Origin of the sequence: Viridibacillus arenosi (assembly GCF_001955655.1) — a bacterium.
GTDB lineage: Bacteria > Bacillota > Bacilli > Bacillales_A > Planococcaceae > Viridibacillus > Viridibacillus arenosi.
Map to the genome: position 1 here is coordinate 64858 of NZ_MSPW01000012.1, position 22943 is coordinate 87800.

Here is a 22943-nt window from a genome sequence, read left to right on the forward strand (position 1 = left end):
ACTCAATTTGAAAATCCGCACTAAGTTATCTACTCTATTCCCTAATAATACTGGTAATAATAATGATTCTTTTCAAGTTTAAAATTGTTAAGAACTGTTCCAACCATGTTTGCTTTGGATGCTTGAAGAACTTCCTTAGCTTTTATAGCAAATCTTTTCTCTGTTGTCCCCGAACTGATCACTAGAATCGTACCATCACACTTTTCAGATAAAATTTGTGCGTCTGCTACGGAAAGAACTGGTGGGGCATCGAAGATTACAATGTCATATTTATCTTTCGCCTCTCTAATAAAACCGTCCATCGAATTAGATCCAAGGAGTTCAGCAGGATTCGAGGGAATTGGTCCGCAAGTGATTATATCTAACCCCTTAATGCCAGATTCTTTAACCACATCTTGAATCTTCCATTGAATCATTAGCAAGTTGGTAAATCCCGGAGAGAGTAGCTTATTAAACGTATGATGTATAGTAGGTTTTCTCAAATCTGCATCTACAAGAAGTACCTTCTTACCCTCTTGTGCAAATGCAATAGCAGTATTTGCTGCGATTGTTGACTTACCCTCGCCTTTTGCAGCTGAAGTGAAAAGCAATGTATTTAGTTGCTTGTCCTTCATGGAAAATTTGATATTCTCTCGGATCATTCTAAATTGCTCTGAAACGATTGATCTTGGGTCAGTACTAGTTACAAGTTTTCTTCGAAGTTCCTTCCGCTTCTTTTTAAACATCCAACTCCCCTCTTTTCTTGTTATTTTTTTTTGATTTTTTGAATTTCTTTTGGGAAATTGGGCTAATGAGACCAAGTATCTGTAACTCTAATAATTCACTAACATCCTGCTCTGTTTTGATAGTTTTATCTAAGTATTCAATAAGAAATGCTATTCCTACTCCAATCATTAATCCAATAAGAGCTGCAATAGCCATATTAAGAATTGGGTTAGGTCGAATCGGTTTAACATTTTTTTCATCAACTGCAGGTGAGAGTATTTTAACGTTATCTACATTCATAAGTGTAGGGATGTCTTTCTGAAATACTTCTGCAGTCATATTTGCTATTTCGACTGCTTTTTGCAAATCAGGATCTTGAACACTGATATTAATAACTTGCGAGTCTTGCTCACTACTAACGTTAATATTGTTATTGAGTACCTCTAACCTTGTATTCAGGTTAAGATTATCAACTACTTTTGAAAGAATAACAGGACTTTTTATAATGACACTATAAGTATTAATTAATTGAAGGTTCGTCTGGACGTCCTGTGCGATAAATTGCTTATTCTCAATCTCCTTTTGACTAATCAGAATTTGTGTAGACGCTTCGTACACCGGTGTTAACAAGAAGTAACTAACTCCCCCTGCAATCGAAATTGCTAATACGAATGTAGTGATAATGAGTAAAAGTCTTTTCTTTAAAGTTTTGAATATATCGTGCAGACTAATCGTTTCTTCCATAAGAGTTGTTCCCTCCTTTTTTACCTTTCTTTTTGAAAGTTATTCAGTACATTAATCTCGACCTTTTTTGAAACTGATTGGACGTTTAGGTTGAAAACTAGTGCCATTTATAACGTGCTTTGCATTTTCACTATAATAAGAAACAAGTCCCTCGGAGAATTTTTCTCTTACGTATTGATATGCAGCTTTCAATAAAAATGGTCGCTTTATATGATGATGTGAATCTGAAGATATAAAATGGACTATATTATGTTTAACCAAATACTTAATGTATCTTTTTATAGCTCTACCATTTACCCCGATCAAACTTGAAGCTGTTACTTGTACGAGAGATCCTTTATTCACTATGTCATATAGCTTCTGCTTGTCTTTTCTAAATACCATATTCCTTTCAGGATGAACTATTATGGGAATATAACCTTTTAACTGTATTTGGAAAAGGATATCAAAAGTATAGGTAGGAATATGGTTTATCGGTAGTTCTATTAATATATATTTGCCACTATTAGCTAGTGTTAATAGATCCTTATTTAAATCAGATATCAAGCTATTGTATATATGCGTTTCTTGACCTGGTAGAATTTCCAATGGAATGGATCTTTCATAAAGTTCCTTATTAAAATTGAACACAGCCTCTTCAACTACAGAGGATGCGTTCATGTATTTACCGTCATGATGATGAGGGGTGGCAATTATGTGTGTTATCCCATTTTCTACTGCATCTGTGGCAAGTAACAAGGCCTCTTCTATTGACTTAGGGCCATCATCAAGTCCAGGTAAAATATGATTATGAATATCTACAAGCAATTGCTCCGCTCCTCCAATATGATTGTGTTGACTAAACTAATGTCGTTAATAGTTTATTTAATGAAACCAACAGTAAAACCTATTTTTTATTGAATCATTCATCAAAATATAGTTCTTGTAATTACTATTTTTCATCTAAAATCTAATAAAACGCCTAATTCCTTGAATATTAATATATATGAGCTTGCTAAGAGTTTATTCGACTTTTAGAGTAAAAAGAACAAAACAAATTTAACTTTTGAAAAGTAAATGAATAGAAAAAAGCCGCCCTATGGATTTACATAGGACAGCTCTTAAAATTATTTTATTTAACTTTCATAATACGAAAATAGCATATCCTATTACAATGGGGATCCATAATGTCAGTACATAATTAACGAAAAGACGTTTCCCCCTATTATAAATACAGTTTTTATTAGAGATTAATTAGTTGCCATTTGGCGTTTACTAGAGTGAGAATATACATTTAATAAAATCCAAGTAGATTAAATCACTTGGATGCACTTTAGAATAAGCATATTTCCTTTGAACCCTCTATAATAAAGTGATTATTTAGATAATTAAAATTAGAAATAAGTAAATACTAAGTAGACGAATTTATTTCACTTCTCTTTAAAAGAATTATCACCACACATTCTACTAGATAACATAAATAACGTAACTAGAGATGTTAAAATATACCATAAATAGAGTTAAATATAAATATAAATTAAATGATACTAATTTTGACTTTGGGCAACTGCTGCTCCAATGATGTAGGATACCATGTGACCTACAAATATTGCTGTAATTAAGAAAAAGGACAGTAATGAATCAAAGACAATAAGCGCTAATAGCCATACAATGACAATAATCCCTGTTGACGCAAACCATGAATATGAACGACCTAGATGATGGATACGATTAAACCGCTCATCAACAATTTTCTTCTTTCTCAAGTACATATGGGGTCCTACGAATGATAATAATACAGTTGCCACTATAAAAGTAATCATTCCAATCCCAATCCACATTCTTTCCATTCTTATTCCTCCTCATAAATAAAAACATCTTCAATTGAACAGTTGAATAGTCGAGAGATCTTAAAGGCTAAAGTAATTGAAGGATTGTATCGTTCCTTCTCCAAAGAAATAATTGTCTGTCTAGATACCTCTAATTTTTCCGCAAGATCATCTTGCGTGTAATGATGTTTTACCCGAAATGCTTTAATGTTATTTTTCATTTTATCTCCATCTTCTTAGTAAAGTTACCTTTACATTTATATTAATTTACAATTTATTGAAAGTCAAGTTCACTTTACATTATACAAGAATTAAAAAGTACCAACAAACAAAGTATTTCCATCTACCTCTCCTATAAAGCTGTTCGGATACAGCAAATTAGCTAAAAGACTTTGCTCTAATTGTTGATATAAGCAATAAAAAGTCATAAAAATAACCATTCTTACACCTTAGTTATCATCTATTTCTTACATTCAATATTAAAATGCAGGATATATTTGCATATCCTGCATCTACAACTTCTTCTACATTAATATGTCCACCCAGATTTTTATAGCAGTTGCACCAATGAGCACTGCTAGAATCATCTGTAATAATTTTGTATTCATTGATTTACCGACCTTGGCTCCAATTGGCGCTGCAATCAAACTTGCCGTTACCAGCACTAACACTGGCCCCCATTCTACTTGTCCAGTTGTAATTTTCCCAATTGATCCACCTATGGAAGAAATAAACGTAATTGCTAAACTAGAGGCGATTGTTATACGGGTCGGGATTTTTAAAATGACAAGCATGATAGGTACTAAAATGAAACCACCTCCTGCTCCGACAATACCGGAACCTATGCCAACGATAAACGCTAAGCCAGCAGCAAGAGATTTATTAAACTGCACTTGATGCACTTGCACATCAGGAATTTGTTTTCGAGGAATAAACATCAAAATTGCTGCAAGTAATGCAAACATTCCGTACACAACGTTAATACTTTCCGCAGATAGCTCTTTCGACACTAAGCTACCAAGTAAGCTACCTGCTAATACTGCTATGCCCATTATAAAGATCAATGATTTATTTAAATACCCGCCTTTACGATACGCCCATACACCAGCAATAGATGTCACCAGTATTTCAACTGCACTAATACCCGCAACTTCGTGTGAAGTAAAACTTGTTAAACTAAGTAATGCTGGAATATATAACAGCATCGGAAATTTAATAATAGCGCCACCAATACCAAGCATTCCAGAAATAAATGAACCTACAAAACCAATGAGAAATAAGACAATTACTAATGAAAAACTCATTTTTTCTCCTTCTTCCTATCTAAAAAAGCGAGCATCGATTGCTCGAGTACTCGCCCATTTATTCTTTTATGCTTTTTCTATGAAGAAGCTTAATACACCTGCATCTTCTTTCTGTTCTACAATATTGTGACCTCCAGATTTTGCCCAAGCTGTAAAATCATTCAATGCGCCTTTATCCGTTACCAATACTTCTAGTACTTCGCCAGAAGCAATAGTATCGATTGCTTTTTTAGTTTTTACTATTGGCATTGGACAGGCTAACCCTTTTACGTCTAAAGTTTTTATGATATTCATCTTTGTTTCTCCTTTTCAATTCGTTTTATTATTTTTGTTGGAAAAGATCTTTACCTTTCCTTATTAAAATTGCATGTAAGTAATATGCAAACATATACATGACATTTCTATCTTCTATTTCTAAGTTCAAAAAATCATCTTACAGCACAACGGTTTGGTCCAATTTCCATCTCCGTTTGTGCCTCATTATCTGGTGTGATTTTACCCATGTTCACTCGTCGAATTTCTTGGTATGCGTTTGGCTGTGGTGGTAAATTCTCGGTTACAAGCGTACGAAATTCATCTTCTTCTTCGATATTCAAACCGTGGTTTTCTACAAATAAATCACCTAAGCGTTTAGCGACTGTACCATCTTCATTTAATTCATCAATGTTCATAAAGTGCGAAGGATGAACGATTAGGTCCTCTGCTAAATCACGGTAACGTCTATAAAGCGTTTCACGTAAGTCACCTACCCAGTCCTCTGCAAGGCCAGCTAGGTCAGGACGGCCAATTGAATCGATAAATAAAATATCACCAGTAAATAAATATTGACCGTCGACTACTAAAGAAGTTGATCCAATTGTATGACCTGGTGAATATAGCGCACCAACATCAATTTTTGAGCTACCTAGTTTTACTGTTAAACCGTCTGCAAGTTCTGTATACTCGAAAACAACTTCTGTAGCATCCGCTTTTGGTAAGTAATACTTAGCGCCAGTCGCAGTTGCTATGGTACGACCACCTGAAATATGATCAGCATGTAAATGTGTATCAAAAACATGTTTTATTTCAACACCTTTTTCATGAGCAAAGTTTGTAAATACTTCTGTAAAACGTACCGCATCAATTAAAGCTGCTTCTCCATCAGTAACCACCATGTATGAAAGACATCCTTTACCCAGACGAACAAATTGGTATATTTCACCGCAGTTCGGAAGTTCACCTACTTTAATTGGCTCTAAGTACATACTCCAAGATTTCATACCTCCTACAAGATAACAAACGTCAAGTCCTTCGTCTGAAAGCATTTCAGCGATCATAATTGATGAACCTTCTTTTGCACAAACGATTAATACATCTTTATCCGTTGGAATTTTTGGAAGGATTTCTTCCACACCATCAAGTAGCTCGAAATAAGGTATATTTAAGTACTCAAATTTCTGACCTTCAATTTTCCAATCTTCAAATGCATCTGAATTTCGTACATCTAAAATGAATAATTCCTTCTTTTCGATAACCTTACGTGCAACGTCTGCTGCAGTACATGTATTTACTGTCATATCCAACTTACCCCCACAGGTATTATTTTTCCGATTTTTTATGCAGTAGAAAGTGCTCCTACTGCACGGATTACAAGTAGTATTTAATACATTAATCTAAAATGTTAATGTTGGAGAAGCATCTTTTGCAAATTCTAAGAATGTAACAGCTCCACCCACTTCAATCCCCTCAACGAAATCTACGATTTTTAAGCCCATAACATCCATTGTCATTTGACACCCTATGAATTTCACACCTAACTCTTGTGCCATTTCCACTAATTGAGGAATTGTCGGAACGTTTGCTTTTGCAAAACCTTCAGCCATGAACTCTTTTCCTTCTGGCATTGATAAAGCTTGCATTGCTTGTTTATGAATTAAATTTAAGCCTTCAAATGTAAAAAAAATCGTGACTTCTTTCTCAGAAGCAGCTGCAGCTGTTGCAATATTAAATACTTTATAAGCATCGAAAAGACTACCATTACTTGCGATAATAGCTACTTTGTTTGACATTGATTTTCCCTCCACAAATTATATATTTTTTGTTAATTCACCTGTCCATGCTGTCATCCCAGGTAGTACGTTGTACACTTTATCAAATCCAGCGTTTGCTAACTTTTGTGCAGCCATATTACTACGTTTACCTGTTCGGCAAATCACATAAATTTCATTATCCATATCTAATTCTTTTAACCGTGCATCAAGCTCTCCAAATGGAATCGATATTGCACCTTCTATGTGACCGAATGCGTATTCAACTTCTTCACGAACATCTAGGATTACTCCAGGTCGCTCTGTGATTTCTTCATTTGAAATGGTATATTCAAATATTTTTTCCACATTTATGTCATTTGAACATTTACGAATATAGTGATATAAGATTTCATTCTCTTCAATAGTACCAATATACTGATGTCCAATATTTCTTGCCCATGCAGCTAAATCTGCCTTTGATCCTTTATCTGTTGCTTGTACCTCAAGAATTTCACCATCTACTAAGTCAGCCATTGCTTTTTTCGTTTTGACGATTGGCATAGGGCAAGCAAGGCCTTTAGCATCTAATTTTATGTCTGCTTTTAACATCTCTTACACCTCCATACCCATAGGGGTATTATTTATAATAAAAAAATATATTTTAGATGAATAAGTTAACATTGCCGTCTTCAGCATCTGCTAGGTACGCTGCAACGCCTGCATAATGTATTCCATCTATTAATTCCTCTTGTTGAAGTCCGAGTAGATCCATTGTCATCGTACAGGATACTAATTTAATATCTTGTTCCAGTGCCATATTAATCAATTGCGTCAATGTTAAGGCATTATGTTTGTTCATAACGTGCTTAATCATTTTTGGACCCATACCCATCATTTGCATTTTTGATAAACCGAGTTGTTCTGCACCTCGTGGCATCATTTTGCCAAACATTTTTTCAAGGAAACCTTTCTTCACTTTTACACCTTCTTGTTTACGAAGTGCATTAATTCCCCAAAAGGTGTGGAAGATTGTTACTTCATGATCATATGCGGCTGCCCCATTTGCAATAATATAAGCTGCCATCGCCTTGTCATAATCACCGCTAAATAATACGATTGTCGTTCTTTTCTTCTCCATTCCAAACTCCTTTATACCACCAGGGGTATTATTTCTTTTAAAAAATAAATAGTCGCAAGCCTAAGTGACTTTTCCCGACTACATTTACTGCTTCCTTAAACACTTGATTTTTTTGAGTTGTCTTTATCCGCTCTTTTAATACATTTCAGAAGATTATCTGTCTCTGTAACTATTACACAAATTTTCACTAGAAACCAGAATGTACTGCCGTATGCTGTACGATTACCTACTTATAACTCTTTCCTTCTTCCAACGTTCGAAGAAATGCAAGCACTTGAACTACTTCACTTCAATAAGTTTTAACCGATTACTCACTTTGTATCATAGTTCAAATTCATATACTCATACTTTCGCAAATCGCTGACAACTTTCTTACAAACACCATATTATACCCCCATGGGTAAACAGTCAACTAAAATATCTTGAAAGAGTTTAGCTTGATTAACCGTGGTTCTTATTCATTTCGGAATATTGAACTATCTTAAAATTATTTAATCCCCTTAGCTACTTAATACTATTTTTAGGTTAGGAATATACGGGGCAGTATTTATTAAAACATCTGATATGTATAGCTTAGTGCAACTATTATTCTACAGTATTGACATATTTCTAAGCATCTTCTTGAGGGATAATTCCATAAACCCCGTTAGCAATTTTAGAAAAGTTTATGAAGCATATCTGCTGATTTTCAAATAGCTCCAGACCGATAGTCACCCATTTGTACCTCCTTTAATAAAGTAGTTAAGTATAGAAGGAGGCTTCTGAAGTGAAAGGTCTTTTAGAAAAACGCTGGATAGATGTACATTTTGAAACACTTCCATTATGGCAACAATCAGCTTTTACATCCTTCTCTTCCATGATTGCAGATGAAGACAATACGTATCCGTGTTTCCCAGCAAGACATGCATTTTTATCGAATTACCTTAGATTTAGTTTTGTAGGAGATCCTCGGGAACTAAGTTCTCTAAATGATCTTGCAAACTGCTTGAGGACGTATGGAAAATGTTCACGCGATTCAGGGAAAAATACCGCTTTAGCTATTTTCTTGGAAACACCAGAGGAAATTATTGAGGACTATGACTGGGAGGACTATCGCAAATTATTTTGGTCCATTTTAAATCAGCTGACAATATTTGATGAAAAAGATTGGCCAACAGATATGCCAATAGATCCCTCTCATCATAAATGGGCATTTTGTTTTGATGGAGAACCTTATTTTATTTTCTGTGCCACACCTGCTCATAGATTACGAAAGAGTCGTCATTTCCCATCTCTTCTCATAGTATTTCAGCCACGTTGGGTGTTCGATGAAATTAACAACTCTACTGATAATGGACTCAAAATGAGAAAGTTGATACGTAAACGCCTTGTTGCATATGATGGCATTTCAGTTCATCCTGATCTAAAATGGTATGGAAAAGAAGACAACCTTGAATGGAAGCAATATTTTTTAAGCAATGATGATATTAGCGAATCCAAATGTCCTTTTATGAGTTTAAAAGGCAAATTGTGAATTCGCCCTAAATAAGTACCTTTTATCAACCACTCTTTTTACTACTCCATTTTTTCGCCATTATAAATGTACAAATTCCTATTATGACTATGAAGAGCAGACTCACATATAATCCGAGTCTGCTTGTTTTTTCACCTAACGTACCTGATATTGTTATAACGATCAACAGCATTCCAATAATTGTTTTCACTCGTTCCCATAGCGACACTTTCATTAGCTTCGTATAAGTCACTAAAATGAATAACCAATTATACAGGAGCATCAAACCAGCAGCTGTTATCATGTATTCAAAAATCTTCTCTGGCAGCAAAAAGCCAATGATAATGGTTATGAGCAAGCCACCAGCTAAAAAAAGAAATGCAGGTAACGGTATTTTCATTTTCCCTTTTTTCGCTAGGAAAGCAGGTGCATCATGATCTTCTGCAAGCGAAGTTAATATTGTCAGTACTCCGTACAATGAGGCAACCATCGTTGAAAAACCAGCTATTATCAGAATTCCATTGAAGACGTCCATCACATATGGGAGCTGAAAATTTTCAAGAGCTGTAATAAATGGACTTTCTTCTACTTTGAATTTTTCCCAAGAAATGAGTGTCAAAGCAAGAGCAATGGACAAAATATAGATGACGGTCAGTACAATTATCATAATTTTTCCGGCTTTAGGTGCTTCTTTGGAATCTTTTAAATCAATAGCTAAAAGGCCCATTACTTCAATTCCACCGTAAGCATAAAATGTATAGAGTAGCGCAAGCCAAATCCCTCTATAGCCCTCTGAAAAGAAGTTCTTATAGTTATCTAAAAACAAATTAACGTCACCCGTTTGACTAGTCATCCCTCTGCTCAAAAGGATCACGGCAACAATGATGAACATGACTATAGCTGCCATTTTCATCAATCCAAAAATGTTTTGAAATTTTTCAAACCCTTTCATGCCTGTAAGAATAACCAATAACCCTAGTACAGCGTAAATGGATGTTCCGATCCAAAGAGGTAAAGATGTAAACCAAAACTGCGTAAATATCCCTAACGCCATAAGTTGACTTCCCATAATGAGCATTTCTGAAAGTAAATATACCCATCCATTACTAAAGCCAGCCCACCTTCCAAAAGCTTTCTTAGCATATGATTGGAAAGATCCTTTATCAAGATGCACTACAGACATTTTCGATAGTGCATCGTAAACGATGTAAGTTCCGATTGCAGCTAAAATAAAGGGAATTAATACAGCAGGTCCACTTTTCTCAATGGCTATACTTGAACCAAGAAAAAAACCTGTTCCTATCGTACATCCTACTCCAAGAAGAGATAACTGCCACCATGACATAAGGTCTTTCTTTATTTTTGATCCCATCAGGGTCACCCCTATACATTTATTGCTAAGTGTATTATTTTAATGATTTCCGTCTAAGAGGCAGTGTCATACAGCGAATGCCTCCTCCACCTTTCTCTAACTCTGTTACCTCAATTTCAATAATTTTCTTCTTTTGCAATTTAGGATGATTTTTGATCATCTGCTTATGTGCTTGTTTGCTTATTAATAATGTTTCTGGATCTATGTTAAGAAAATTAATATCAGGAATAGTGTTATATTTATCTAGCCAGTTCACCTCAAATCCATGACGTTTTAAAAATTGTTCTGGCATTTCAAATCGAGATGAATTCTCTGTCAAAACATTTATAGGTAAATAGCACACGAAGCTCTTTGCTATGAGTAAATCCTCGTTTGCTACATTACAATTCATATCCAAATGAAGCGTATCGGACCTACGAGGCAAATCAATTATTCCTATTTCAGAAAAACCAGCACTAAAAATCTTTCCCTTAATTTTTTCCACACTTTCTTTACTTGTCCGCATCCCAATATTTATTAACACAGCATCTCGATTAAGAATTAGAACATCGCCAAATTCTAGTGCTCTCACATTATCATTTTCATGTAATAAAAAGGTTTTTGGAAACCATTTTTCCATTAGCGAATGTGCTTGTACATACTCTGGACGCCTCATCGATACCCCTGCTTCTCCTGGTAAAATGATATCTCCAAACACACATGCAAGATCCCGTACAAAATAACGATTAAGCAGCTGATCACTTAAGTTTCGTTCATCTTGCGATAGCTCCTCTGAATAATCGATGACCTTAATTCCTCTATTCTCTAAGGTATATTTGAACTCCATGAAATTTTGTTGTGCTTTTGCATGATTAACAGAAGAGCTCCACCCTACATACTCAGCAGTTTTTAATTTTGGTACCTCTAACTTAGATGGTGAACAAAGCAAAACAACTTCAAGCTCTTCATGCTCTGACCAACAATTAGGTTGAAATGATAACATGTGGATCCACTCCCTTTTGTACATATCTTCCTTATTGTTAGCACTCTGAATGGGATTATGCATATGGATTGGCGCAATCTTCTATTAGTATAGAAGCAAGTAAAACTTTTAAAGAGAACGTATTATTTGATGAAATTTTAAAACACAGTTTTTTCATTAATAACTATTAATATATTGCATAATTATGTATAATAAGTAAAATATAACTTATGTAAAGGTAATTAGATGAAGAAAATTATTATTGGTCTTTTAGTGGCAAGCGTATTAACATTCGGAGTAGTTACACCCATTTCAATTAATGGACAAAATGTAGCATACGCGAAATCAAAAGTAACAATAACAAAAAAAGAATTCAATAAAATTAGAAATGGCATGTCTTATAAGAGTGTAAAGAAAATCGTTGGTGGTAAAGGAGAATTAATTTCCGAGGTTGGCCAAAAAGGAGAGCCATATTATACTTATATGATAATGTATTATGGTAAAGATGGAATATCAAATGCTAACTTTACATTTCAAGGCGGGAAATTACAAATGAAAGCACAATTTTTATTAAAATAATAGAATAATATATATTAAAAACCCCTTCTCATAGAGTTGGGGTTTTTAATTGGGAAGATCAAAATGTCGACTCTACCCAATTGGTTATTTCGACGCCATTTCTTAGATTTAGGGTTAATTGATGTGTACTCTCTTTTATATCCACCTCTTATAAGGAGGGATACTTTGAGGGAAATTAAATACATTGAATGCATCATATTTTGTTTTTACTTCTCGAAGGCGTCTAAAATTATTTCCATAGTACGTTATCGGCCAATTTTTAATATATAGATCTGGAAAATTTACATAGTCGCCATCTGTAAAGGGAGATAATGTGTTTCTTACTTCTTCTACCCACCTAATATTTTGCTTTTCTTCTTCTGGATTTTCCCATGTAGTAAGGTACTCTTGAGCAATGATCGCATTCCTATAAAAATAAGCCGTATCATATGAAGCGATTTTGCCTACTGCTCCACCCAGAGATTGATGCCAAATGCTCGAATTTCTATTTGGAGCGTTTGCTAATAAATGCTTCATCCTATTGATTGCTCTAAGTGGAAAAGGTTTTTTAATAAAGGAACCTGATCTCTTACGAAGTGCTGGTTGGTTTCCACTTGGTACGTCAAAGAATCTGACCGCTTCAATATATGGAACTTCCTTTACCCATACATTTGTTGGTGAGCCGGCAGAGGTAATAGGCTTTAATAATTTCTTTAACTTGGAGGTAGAACCAACAAATATGCCTTGAGAAATGATTTCTCCCGCTTCTTTTGATTTTAATTCAATCTGCGAAGTTAATTTTTCGTCCGTTTGGGGTGCCCACTTTTGCCAAGCATCAAAGGCAACTTCAAGATCCTCCCACTTCCATGAAACAGAGAATAGAGATACATTTGAAATAGGATGCAGTTTAAATGTAAGGGACGTGACAATACCAAAGTTACCCCCTCCTCCCCCGCGACAAGCCCAAAATAGATCCCTGTTTTCATTTTTATTTGCTTTAATCAGTTCTGCGCCTTTATGTCCATCTGCTCTTACCATTTCAATTTCAATCAGATTATCACAAGTAAGTCCGAATGGGCGTGATAACATACCTATTCCTCCACCGAGTGTCAGGCCAACGATGCCCACACTACCTTCTGTCCCTGCAGGTATGGTCAGGCCGTATTTCCATAGTTTTTTATATACTTTTCCTAAATCAGCACCGGCAGCTATTTTTGCCGTCATTGCTTCCTGGTCAACCTTAATTTTATTCATTTCACTGACATCAATGATCAAGCCATTATTGATTAATGAAAAATTCTCATAACTATGTCGACCACTTCGTATCCGGAATGGTTCGTTATTTTCTCTTACCCACCTCAATGCATTTAATACGTCTGCCGTCTTTTGACAGAATACGATTTTACTCGGGAATTTTGGAATGCTTAAGTTGTTATTTATTCTTGCCTGTTCATAGTCAGGATCATCAGGGGTAACAATTCGGCCTGTGAGCTCAGTATTAGCCAACTCATAACTCCTTTCTCAAAGAAGATAGTGCACATGTAACATACTATGCAAAACCTTTGAGAAAGATATTTCCTTAGAAAGGCTCCCACATGAACTGTGGCTACAATAAATTCTCATCTTCAAGCATCATTTTAAAGGTTCCTAAAAATTGTAAGACTCTCTTTAGGAACCTAGTTCTGTAAGTTTGCCCTGCTTATTGCTTAGTAAGAATACTATCAGTGCTATGACCAAAAATGCAGTGATACAGCCTAATAGCACCACGATACTTCAATTTATTTGAAATTAATTCAACTGAAAACCGGATAGTTAGTAATAAAGTGCATCAGAAATAGAATGAATGCGTATATATATGTATAAGTGGAGAGAAACCGACCTTTTTCAATAAACATTTATGAAAGGGGGATTTTTAAAATGGGGTTAAATATAACATTATGGATTGTTGCCGCTTATATTTTATTATCGTTCATTTTAATGCCTATGCAATATAAGTACATTACACATTTAAAAGAAACCGATAAGAAAATAAAGGAATTGGGTTTAACGAAAGATGAATACTATGAGAAGATGAGTTTCGAAACGCAAGTGTTAACTTTTAATGCACAAGGAAATTTATTGTTTTTGGGAGCAAACCTTTTCTCTACACTTTTGTATAATTGGAAGCAACGAAAGAATTGAACATTAAATTCGAAATTTAGAGCTTAATAAAATGGGTTAGTTTTTCAATTCCCTATCCTTCTCTCTTTAATCAAAAAAAGTACATTACTACAAGTTCTTAGTAATGTACTTTCATTTATATTACTTGCAGTTTTAAAGCAAGTTTTTTCTTATTTAACTCTTATCAGCACTTAAAGTCAGCTGCATAATCATTTCAAATAAAACAATCCACCATTAATTACTTCGATTTTAATTCTAGGGTCGTATTGTTCTTCTAGTGCTTGCTTCTCCATTTCGTAACTTTCCGGCTTATCTTCAACCCCATCATAAAAGTACTCTAATACTTGTTGTGCCTTTTGCCACCTTTTGTTCGCTTCTTCAGCCCAAGTATGGTCATCTTGTTGAACGATAGTTTCTATTGCTACATTTAATCGTTCTAATGCGCGAATTGGTTTTATAATATAAGGGAGCTCAAATGCATTGTCTGGCATGGTTGGTACTAAATCCACTTCACTTAAAGATTCTTGAAAGCCATCTAAAAGTTGGCCAGTCATTAAATTTAAGCCAAAAGAATTCAGCATTTCTTTTGTTTGATCGCTGTAATATGACACTTTATAATTTACAGCAAGCCATGGGGTTAAAATGGTTTTTGTTTCAAGATGATTTACATTCTCAAACATTTGTACAAATGCACCTAACTCTTTAGTTGCTTGAAACAATTGACTGAGTCGAGGAGAACCGAAATGCACAACTTCTCCTTTGATATTGTCATCAAGCTTTGTTTGATCTGTAATTAAAGTTAATTGAGCTGGACATGGTACACCGTTCGTACTTTCTAAATATCTCCAATAAAAAGGACGGTTCATAATCCGTTTATCCATATCAATCGTTAATTGCACAGTGATGTAATGGTCACTTTCATTTACAATATGACAATCGTTCTCTAGAAAAAAATTCCGTAAGTACCCATGAACTTGTTGTGGGAACATGTAAACCCTCCTCTGAATTCTCCTGGCGCATCTTTTTCGGGCAAAAAACATATACCACCGTTACTTTTTGTTTTAATTGTACTTTTATAAAGCAGATAAAATGTCGTCTAATTCTCCGACTACTTTTTCAAAGACATCAATTTTAACGTAGAGCATGTCCAGTATATCTTTTTCAATAGTGTTATCTGTCACTAGATTATAAATTTGAACGTCATGTTCTTGTCCTAAACGATGGACACGGCCAATTCGTTGCTCTAACTTCATCGGGTTCCATGGTAAATCATAGTTTATGACATGATGACAGAATTGCAGGTTTATCCCTTCCCCACCTGCTTCCGTTGCAATGAGGACTTGTGCATGTTCCTTGAATAAGTGCTTCATGTAATCACGTTTACTTTTCTTGAATTTCCCATTAAAAAGAACACTTGTAATACCTTTTGAATTTAAATACCACTGCAAATAAGCTTGACTTGCTCGATATTCGGTAAAAATAATAACCTTGTCAGTTGTCTTGGAAATAATCTCATAAGTCTTCTCCGCTTTCGAGTTTACTTCCAATGCCATTAGTTTTTGAATGACTCCTTCAACGTAATCTTCCTCTTCTTGGTCACCACAATTTTGACGCATATTATTTAAGGTTAAGTAAGTAGCTTCCTTGCTACTACACATTTCCTTTTGTAAAGTAATCATTGAAAATGCGCCAGAAAACGCAGATGAAACATCTTTTAAATCCAAAATCAAATTGTAAACTTCTCTTTCCTCATCAGTAAATTGAATTGGGATAATTTGTACTTGTCGATTTGTCCATTCAATCCCTGTATCCTGCCTTCTATTTCTGACCATCACTTGATTAACTAATTCTCTTAAATACTCATCGTGCTCTAAATTATGTTTGCTTGCTGAAAACGAGGACTGAAACATTTCATAATTACCTAAATGTCCAGGCTTTAATAAAGAAATGAGATAAAACAATTCAAATACATCGTTTTGAATAGGCGTAGCAGTTAATAATAGACAAAACTTCTTCTTTAAACTTTGGACAAACTCGTAGATTTTCGTTTTATGATTTTTTAGTTTATGTGCCTCATCAATAATAATCATGTCATAATCCTGAGCATATATTGCCTCTCTATGAGGACTCTTTTTTGCCGTATCCATGCTCATAACTACTATATCGTATTGATCTAACTGAATATTTTTCTTATACGCAATTACAGGAATATAAAATTTATAATTTAATTCCTCGACCCATTGATTAATAAGAGAAGCTGGAGCTAATATTAATGCTTTTTTGACAAGCCCTCTTATTAAATATTCTTTCAGTATTAGACCTGCTTCTATCGTTTTACCAAGACCTACTTCGTCTGCAAGAATCGCTTTTCCATTCATCCTTTCGATGACTGTTTTAGCTGCTTCTAATTGATGAGTAAGGGGTGTTAGGTTTGGTAAGTATTTAGGAGATTGGAGACCAGAAAAGTCAGTAATAAGATTTGTTTTTACTACGTCGTAACTCATATTGTAGAGTTTCCAACTATCCCATTCACCATTACTCTCCAGCTTGTTTATGAAGTCTTCTTCCCACTTAGACGACCTTTCAATAATCATGATCATCACCTCTTGAGATTTTTTCTTACTTATGTTGTCCCAAAAAGAAATACCTATGATTATTTATTTAAAAATAAACTCGTATAAGTTTATTAATATGTGAATAGAAAGGAAAATACACGTACCTAAAAGTTTTAATCTCATGTTTTTTCGCATATTCTTTCAATTTATATTGATCAACTTTATTCAACTCCTGTTACTTTTTTGTATGAGATTCTTCATTTTGTAAAGAATAGTAATATTCTTTTTTAACTGGAGTGAATAATAATGATAAAACTACAATCCCCCATTGAAGGAAGAAAAACTCATTTTGGATATATTCGTGATATTTTCGAAGAATATGGTTGTGATTTTTCTTCAAATTTTGAGTATGACCAAGGGCAATTTGATAGCATTTTATGGCGAGACGCTGGAGAGACGATCTATTTAAGACTTCCCTTTATAGTATTAGAGGGAGAATTAGACCACTACGAAGCTTTAATTGCATTCGGTTCCCCTTATGTCATTAAACATGTTGTGAATATTGGTTTAGACCGTGATGAAAATGCATTAGCTACCGTAGCTGGGATTAGTCAATTTCAAAAGCCTTTGGATAAAGACGGTCATATCGAAGATAAAAGTAGATGGGTACAAGCCAGCGAAAATAAAATAGAGAAATTATTGTATTCTCTCGAAGAGCCATTAAGTTCCTGATTAGATTTGTAAACTGTTAAAACCGCTTGAATATATAGATTCAAGCGGTTTTATTTTTTACTCTATAGCTCCTGAATATTAGATACTTCTACAACTTCCCAAAATCACATTATAAACTCCTGCATTATTGGCAAAACTAACAGATACCAATAGATGTTAGAGGGTGCAATGTGAAAAACATCGGTTCAATTAGTATATTACACGTCATATTCTTGTCGATGACCGTCATCGGTTTAAAAAATCATGTAACCATTATTCCGTCATTATTAAAAGTTGCTGAGAGGGATGGATGGGCTTCTATAATATTAGCGACAGTAGCACTATTTCCTTGGCTGTTTCTCTTAGTTTATATTCATAAAAAATCAAAACAAGAACCCATAAAAGATTGGCTAAAAAATAAGATAGGCAAAGTGGGCTCTTCCATTGTGTTATATATTATAGCTATTTATCTTATTATTATCGCTGCTTTTACAATGAGAGAAACTTTGCAATGGATTACTACTACTTTTCTACCTAAAACACCAATGTTAATAATGTTGATTGTTTACACTATTCTATGCATTTTACTTGTCACATCGAATTTACAAACCATTGCTATGATTAATGTTATGGTACTTTTTGGAGTAGTCGTTTTTGGTTTTTTTGTAGCATTTACGAACATTCAAGTAAAGGAACCTGAGTTATTGCGTCCTTTTTTTGAACATGGATTACCACCAATTTTGAAAGGAATGGTGTACCCAGCATCCGGATTTATCGAGTTAGTGCTGGTTTTATTCCTTCAACATCAAATTAAAGGCAAAATTCGGTGGTATCATTTCACAGTAATGCTTCTAATTTTAATGGGATTAACACTTGGTCCACTCGTTGGAGCAATCATTGAATTTGGACCAACTGAGGCTGCAAAACAAACCTATCCTGCTTATGAAGAGTGGGGACTCATATCAATAGGTCGTTTTATTGAACATCTTGATTTTCTTTCAATTTATCAATGGCTTACGGGTGCATTTATAAGAGTTGGATTATTACTATACGTCGTTGTAGATATTTTCAATATGAACGGAAAGAAAAAGCGTATTTGGTTAACACTATCTCCTGCTTTCTTCTTTGCTTCCTTATCATTATTTCTATTGAGCGACAGTATGTTTCTTGAAATAAAGGGGCATTATTTATTAACTGTTACCTTTTACTTCTTTTTAACACTTTCCCTTTTTCTTGGTATTGTAGCTTTCTTTTCAGGAAGAGCAGCCAAAAAAGCTCAAGCAAAATAATTACTTAGAAAGTAGTGAAAATCGATGGAATCTGCTAAAGAGCCAATAGATATCAATGCCTTGAGGCAGTTATTTCAAAAGTCTGCGGATGTTCATTTTCAAGCATATACATTCAATCAACATAAAGTACAATTTATTACTTGTGATGCAATGGTAGATCAACAGCTTTTAAATGAAGTTATTATCCAAAGAGTGCAACAATTATTATCTAACAATATAGAGCAAACTTTGGAAGAAGCCATAAAAACTCAATTAATCATTCCTGATTTAATAAAAGTTGAAGATAAAGAAGAAGCTATATCACTCGTATTTACAGGACACTTACTTCTTTTTTTTGAAGATGAACTTCTCCTATATTCAAGTAATATTGCTAAAATGCCTAATCGAAATCCTGAAGAAACTCGAATGGAAATGGTTATAAAAGGACCAAGGGATAACTTTATCGAAGATGTTTCAGTTAATATTGCATTAATTAGAAAGAGATTACCGACAAACTCATTGTGTGTGGAAAAATTTGTACTAGGAGAGCGTTCAAAAACTTCAGTAGCCATTCTCTATTTTGACGATATTGCTAATAAGGAAATATTGAGCGAAATCAAAAAGGAATTAAATAAAGTCGATACTGATATTGTTTTTAGTGGAGATTTATTAATGGAACACATTATTAAAAGTGGCATGCTATTTCCAAGGACTGATTATACGGGAAGGCCAGATCATGCCATTCAATCCCTTGTCAGGGGGCGTTTTCTTATACTAGTTGAAGGAGTAGCCTACGTTGTTATCACGCCAGTGAATTTGTTTTTACTCTTAAAATCGGGTGAGGATAATGAAAATACCATCATTTTCAGTTCATTTGAACGGATACTTCGTGTGTTTAGTATATTAATTGGTTTACTCCTTCCTGCATTTTGGCTCGCTTTAACTACTTTTCATCAAAATCAAATGCCACTTCAATTACTAGCGACCATTGTACAATTGAATACAGGACTTCCACTTCCTTCCGCAATAGAAATGCTCCTTATGCTCCTCATGTTTGAATTATTCAGAGAGGCGGGTTTACGTCTTCCATCTGCCATTGGAGGAACTATTAGTGTTGTTGGTGGATTAATTATTGGAGATGCAGCAATCCGAGCAGGTGTAACCAGTCCTGCGATGATCGTCATTATAGCGATTTCAACCATTGCAACTTTTACGCTAATCAATCAATCCCTTGTTACTGCAGTAAGTGTGTTACGTATTTGTTTTATAGTCGCTACTGCATTTTTTGGTTTATTCGGCTTCTTTATGTCTCTTTACTTCACCTTATTTTACTTAACAAATATTCGAACATTCGGAGTTCCATACATGAATATTTCCTCAGATTTAAATTGGTCGACAATCAAAAAATCGCTCTTTAGACTTTCTCCAAAAAACTATTCTAAGCGTCCTAATATGTTAGACCCACTGGATAAAACACGGACAAAAGAGAAAAAAAATGAATAAGAGAATTTGGATTATTGTACTTTTACTCTCGACTTTTCTTTCTGGTTGTTGGGATGTAGACGAGCCTGAAAGGATGCTATATGTGCACGGGGTGGGCGTAGATTTCAAGGATGGTGAATACGAAGTCTACACTCAGATTATTGATTTTAGCAATACTGCAAAAACCGAACAACCTACTAATAATCCCGTACAGTCCGAAGTCGGTTATGCCAAAGGGAAAACGATTGATGAAGCAATTTTCAAATTATATCATTCCATTGATCAAAAAGTTTTTTGGGGTTTCTTTACATTTATCATTTTCTCGGAGGAAGCTTTAAAGGATGGGCGAGCAAATCCTATTATAGATAATTTCCTTCGTTATAGAGAAACTAGATATCAAATCTGGATGTACGGTACTAATGATCCGATTAAGGATTTATTGTTAGCAACACCCATCATAAATAAATCTCTAATATTGTCAAAGTTGGGTGACCCAGAAAATTCATATGAACAAGAATCCTTTATAAAACCCATCAATTTCCGCGAGTTAATCATTGGACTAAACGAACCAAATCACGAAATGGCTATACCATTTATATCTGTCAATAAAAATTGGGAAACGGAACAAAACGAAACCAATACCATTTCTTTATCTGGAGTAGGATTACTCTCCCCAAAAGAATTTAAAGGGTATCTGCCTGCAGACAAAATACGTGGATTACAGTGGATGACAAAAGAAACGAAACGTGGGGAAGTTACAGTCCAACTAGATTCTAATGATTCAGTAGAATTCACTGTAGTTGTCGATAAATTAAAATTGAAAGTAAAACCAATTGTTAGAAAGAATGATGTGAAATTCGATATTGCTATAAAAATGAACGTCACTGTTAGTGAATTTCATGGAGATTTATCGTCTAATGAAATTCGAAGAGAGGTAATTAAAGAAGTAGAAAAAGAAATAAGAGGCACATATGAAGAAGCATTAAATCATAATACGGATATCTATCGATTATCTGAGTACCTATACCGTAAAGAATTCAAAGCCTGGAAAAAGCTTCAGAAAGATGGAAAAGTAGAACTAACAGAGCATTCTATACAGAATATTAAAGTGGAAATTAGAAAGTTAAAATCACAAAGAAAATCGTCTAAGGAGACTATTGAAAAATAACGTTGCTCCGAATATCTGAAATATACATTGTGAAATACTATCTAAATATGCACTAACATGGTACATGTATTTATAGGGAGACTATTTTTAAGATTGTTGTGTAGCAAGCCAATCTTGAAAGTAACGGTCTCCCTTTTTCTAGTTAACTAATTATGTAAGTTGTTTTACGTTTTAAAAGTAAGCTATTGTATTATGTTTAAATTCTCATTGGATTAATAATCTATACTTTTATAAATTTGAATAGCCTTTAAAAAAAGTTACTGAATTTCTCCAGTAACTTAATCTTATATATTTTTTCACTAAAAACTTAAATATTATTAACAGATATACATCTGATGTACAATTAAGATTTGCGCTAATAGACATATCTTTCTTATAATACGTTACCTAAACTCATTTACAGTTGAGCCTTTTAATAGCTCAACTATTGTGTTTTCAATTTCTTTTTGTATACCTTCAACAATAGAGAAATCAACTGCTTCGTAATAAATCGCTTCTAACTTATCGTACGATATTTTTGCTTCAGCTAAACTTGCTGTTCCCTCATTCATTTTATTTCGATATCGTTTGGAAATCTCCAAAATTTGCTCTTCATAAATTTCATCCGTTCTTGGGAAAACGGCAACATTGTATAAATCAATTATTTCGTCGCCTTCACGAGATGGAAAATATTCATGAGGTGCTGTACTGTCAAAAATCGCGATTCCAAGTTCTCTGAGGATGACCATATCCAAACTATTTGGATCAAATCCGCAGTGATAGATCTCAACATCTAAGCCTCTTTCTTCAGCTGTAGAAGCTAATTTCTTCAGAAGAGTTGATTTTCCTGAACCAGGTCTGCCTTTTAAAAAGTAACGCTTACGAATGTTCTCAGTTAGATTTGGAACATAATCTACTGCTCCTATTGGCGTAGCTGCTCCTAAAAAACGATGTCGGACATCTGCTTCCTTATTTAAATGAATTTCCCCAAAAAATGTTACTTTTATCTCCTCAGTCAATACATTTAACTTTTCAAAATCCATATTGGCAATATAGATTGCTTCCCATTCATCATGAACGGCTAACGCTTCTGCATAAGAATGATAAGCTTGCCCATACGCTTCTTCTTTTTCCTTCATTAATTGAATAATGTCATCCGTTTTGGTGCCAAGTTGTTGTGAATTCCACGCATTCCCTAGATTCACATACTCCTCAATAGCACCAGGAGCTTTAGGTTCTATGACATGCGGTTCCGTTCCATCAACAATCCCTATCTTTAATGTAGGAAAAATAACACCATCAATAGAATCTGAATCAGAAGCACAATGGATGAATTCTACATCATACCCTTTTTCCTGCCAGTCACTCGCAATATTCTTCATTAAAGTCGACTTCCCAGTCCCTGGACCACCTTTTAATATGAAGATCTTCTCTAATCCCGCATAATTAGAATCGTATAGGCTAAAGAAACCTCTTGCCGTATTTCCCCCAAAAAAATAATGTAACGCTTTTCCGCTCACCAAAAAAAT

The 22943-nt window shown here is 34.4% G+C and carries 24 protein-coding genes; 7 read left to right on the forward strand and 17 right to left on the reverse strand.

The features are described 5' to 3' along the window. Window positions 1-41: 41 nt before the first annotated feature. From BK137_RS18060 to BK137_RS18110, 11 genes are all read right to left on the reverse strand, one after another. On the reverse strand, window positions 42-725 hold the full coding sequence (locus BK137_RS18060) for a CpsD/CapB family tyrosine-protein kinase (RefSeq protein ID WP_038184728.1): 684 nt from the start codon (window positions 723-725) through the stop codon (window positions 42-44). Continuing rightward, window positions 718-1449, reverse strand: coding sequence for a YveK family protein (locus BK137_RS18065; protein WP_038184731.1), 732 nt, complete (start codon window positions 1447-1449; stop codon window positions 718-720). The genes BK137_RS18060 and BK137_RS18065 overlap by 8 nt, the downstream gene beginning before the upstream one ends. A gap of 51 nt (window positions 1450-1500) precedes the next feature. Next, a complete protein-coding gene (locus BK137_RS18070) occupies window positions 1501-2256 on the reverse strand; it encodes a tyrosine-protein phosphatase (protein ID WP_051448705.1) in 756 nt (251 codons plus the stop codon). Window positions 2257-2975: 719 nt separating this feature from the next. Beyond that, window positions 2976-3278 carry a hypothetical protein gene (locus tag BK137_RS18075; protein ID WP_038184735.1) on the reverse strand — a complete coding sequence of 101 codons (303 nt, stop codon included), beginning with the start codon at window positions 3276-3278 and terminating at the stop codon, window positions 2976-2978. Window positions 3279-3280: 2 nt separating this feature from the next. After that, complete coding sequence (locus BK137_RS18080; RefSeq protein WP_038184737.1) at window positions 3281-3478, reverse strand: helix-turn-helix transcriptional regulator; 198 nt, start codon at window positions 3476-3478, stop codon at window positions 3281-3283. Window positions 3479-3781: 303 nt separating this feature from the next. Continuing rightward, window positions 3782-4561, reverse strand: coding sequence for a sulfite exporter TauE/SafE family protein (locus BK137_RS18085; RefSeq protein ID WP_038184739.1), 780 nt, complete (start codon window positions 4559-4561; stop codon window positions 3782-3784). Window positions 4562-4627: 66 nt separating this feature from the next. Then, complete coding sequence (locus BK137_RS18090; protein ID WP_038184741.1) at window positions 4628-4855, reverse strand: sulfurtransferase TusA family protein; 228 nt, start codon at window positions 4853-4855, stop codon at window positions 4628-4630. 134 nt (window positions 4856-4989) lie between these two features. Then, complete coding sequence (locus tag BK137_RS18095) at window positions 4990-6117, reverse strand: MBL fold metallo-hydrolase (protein ID WP_038184749.1); 1128 nt, start codon at window positions 6115-6117, stop codon at window positions 4990-4992. Between the two features lie 96 nt (window positions 6118-6213). Next, complete coding sequence (locus BK137_RS18100; protein WP_038184750.1) at window positions 6214-6609, reverse strand: DsrE/DsrF/DrsH-like family protein; 396 nt, start codon at window positions 6607-6609, stop codon at window positions 6214-6216. 18 nt (window positions 6610-6627) lie between these two features. Then, window positions 6628-7179, reverse strand: coding sequence for a sulfurtransferase TusA family protein (locus BK137_RS18105; RefSeq protein ID WP_038184753.1), 552 nt, complete (start codon window positions 7177-7179; stop codon window positions 6628-6630). A gap of 52 nt (window positions 7180-7231) precedes the next feature. Next, the gene (locus BK137_RS18110) at window positions 7232-7708 is read right to left on the reverse strand and encodes a DsrE/DsrF/DrsH-like family protein (RefSeq protein ID WP_038184756.1); all 477 of its coding nucleotides are present in this window, start codon (window positions 7706-7708) and stop codon (window positions 7232-7234) included. Window positions 7709-8474: 766 nt separating this feature from the next. Between BK137_RS18110 and BK137_RS18115 the strand changes: the two genes are divergently transcribed. Then, window positions 8475-9221, forward strand: coding sequence for a YqcI/YcgG family protein (locus BK137_RS18115; RefSeq protein ID WP_038184759.1), 747 nt, complete (start codon window positions 8475-8477; stop codon window positions 9219-9221). A 25-nt stretch (window positions 9222-9246) separates the two neighbouring features. Here the strand turns inward: BK137_RS18115 and BK137_RS18120 are convergent, their stop codons facing one another. Then, the gene (locus tag BK137_RS18120) at window positions 9247-10572 is read right to left on the reverse strand and encodes an amino acid permease (RefSeq protein ID WP_038184762.1); all 1326 of its coding nucleotides are present in this window, start codon (window positions 10570-10572) and stop codon (window positions 9247-9249) included. Between the two features lie 34 nt (window positions 10573-10606). Next, the gene (locus BK137_RS18125; protein ID WP_038184765.1) at window positions 10607-11554 is read right to left on the reverse strand and encodes an arginine deiminase family protein; all 948 of its coding nucleotides are present in this window, start codon (window positions 11552-11554) and stop codon (window positions 10607-10609) included. A 225-nt stretch (window positions 11555-11779) separates the two neighbouring features. Between BK137_RS18125 and BK137_RS18130 the strand changes: the two genes are divergently transcribed. Then, window positions 11780-12112, forward strand: a complete 333-nt coding sequence (locus BK137_RS18130; protein ID WP_143691085.1) for a DUF3862 domain-containing protein — start codon at window positions 11780-11782, stop codon at window positions 12110-12112. Window positions 12113-12247: 135 nt separating this feature from the next. On the opposite strand, the gene BK137_RS18135 is transcribed toward BK137_RS18130, so the two are convergent. Next, window positions 12248-13597, reverse strand: a complete 1350-nt coding sequence (locus BK137_RS18135) for an FAD-binding oxidoreductase (protein WP_038184768.1) — start codon at window positions 13595-13597, stop codon at window positions 12248-12250. Between the two features lie 411 nt (window positions 13598-14008). Between BK137_RS18135 and BK137_RS18140 the strand changes: the two genes are divergently transcribed. Next, window positions 14009-14272 (forward strand): DUF3949 domain-containing protein, encoded by a 264-nt coding sequence (locus BK137_RS18140; protein WP_038184771.1) that lies wholly within the window; start codon window positions 14009-14011, stop codon window positions 14270-14272. A gap of 188 nt (window positions 14273-14460) precedes the next feature. On the opposite strand, the gene BK137_RS18145 is transcribed toward BK137_RS18140, so the two are convergent. Together BK137_RS18145 and BK137_RS18150 are read right to left on the reverse strand one after the other, a co-directional pair. Next, the gene (locus BK137_RS18145; RefSeq protein ID WP_038184774.1) at window positions 14461-15240 is read right to left on the reverse strand and encodes a YqhG family protein; all 780 of its coding nucleotides are present in this window, start codon (window positions 15238-15240) and stop codon (window positions 14461-14463) included. Between the two features lie 84 nt (window positions 15241-15324). Further along, on the reverse strand, window positions 15325-16851 hold the full coding sequence (locus BK137_RS18150) for a DEAD/DEAH box helicase (RefSeq protein WP_038184778.1): 1527 nt from the start codon (window positions 16849-16851) through the stop codon (window positions 15325-15327). Between the two features lie 261 nt (window positions 16852-17112). Between BK137_RS18150 and BK137_RS18155 the strand changes: the two genes are divergently transcribed. From BK137_RS18155 to BK137_RS18170, 4 genes are all read left to right on the forward strand, one after another. Further along, complete coding sequence (locus BK137_RS18155; RefSeq protein ID WP_038184781.1) at window positions 17113-17538, forward strand: YugN family protein; 426 nt, start codon at window positions 17113-17115, stop codon at window positions 17536-17538. Window positions 17539-17708: 170 nt separating this feature from the next. Next, complete coding sequence (locus tag BK137_RS18160) at window positions 17709-18806, forward strand: endospore germination permease (RefSeq protein ID WP_038184783.1); 1098 nt, start codon at window positions 17709-17711, stop codon at window positions 18804-18806. 24 nt (window positions 18807-18830) lie between these two features. Further along, entirely contained in the window at window positions 18831-20288 is a 1458-nt protein-coding gene (locus tag BK137_RS18165; protein ID WP_038184786.1) for a spore germination protein, read from the forward strand. After that, entirely contained in the window at window positions 20281-21435 is a 1155-nt protein-coding gene (locus tag BK137_RS18170; protein WP_038184789.1) for a Ger(x)C family spore germination protein, read from the forward strand. Before BK137_RS18165 ends, BK137_RS18170 begins: the two co-directional genes overlap by 8 nt. A 383-nt stretch (window positions 21436-21818) precedes the next feature. Here the strand turns inward: BK137_RS18170 and BK137_RS18175 are convergent, their stop codons facing one another. Next, the gene (locus tag BK137_RS18175; RefSeq protein ID WP_038184792.1) at window positions 21819-22934 is read right to left on the reverse strand and encodes a PRK06851 family protein; all 1116 of its coding nucleotides are present in this window, start codon (window positions 22932-22934) and stop codon (window positions 21819-21821) included. Window positions 22935-22943: the final 9 nt, after the last annotated feature.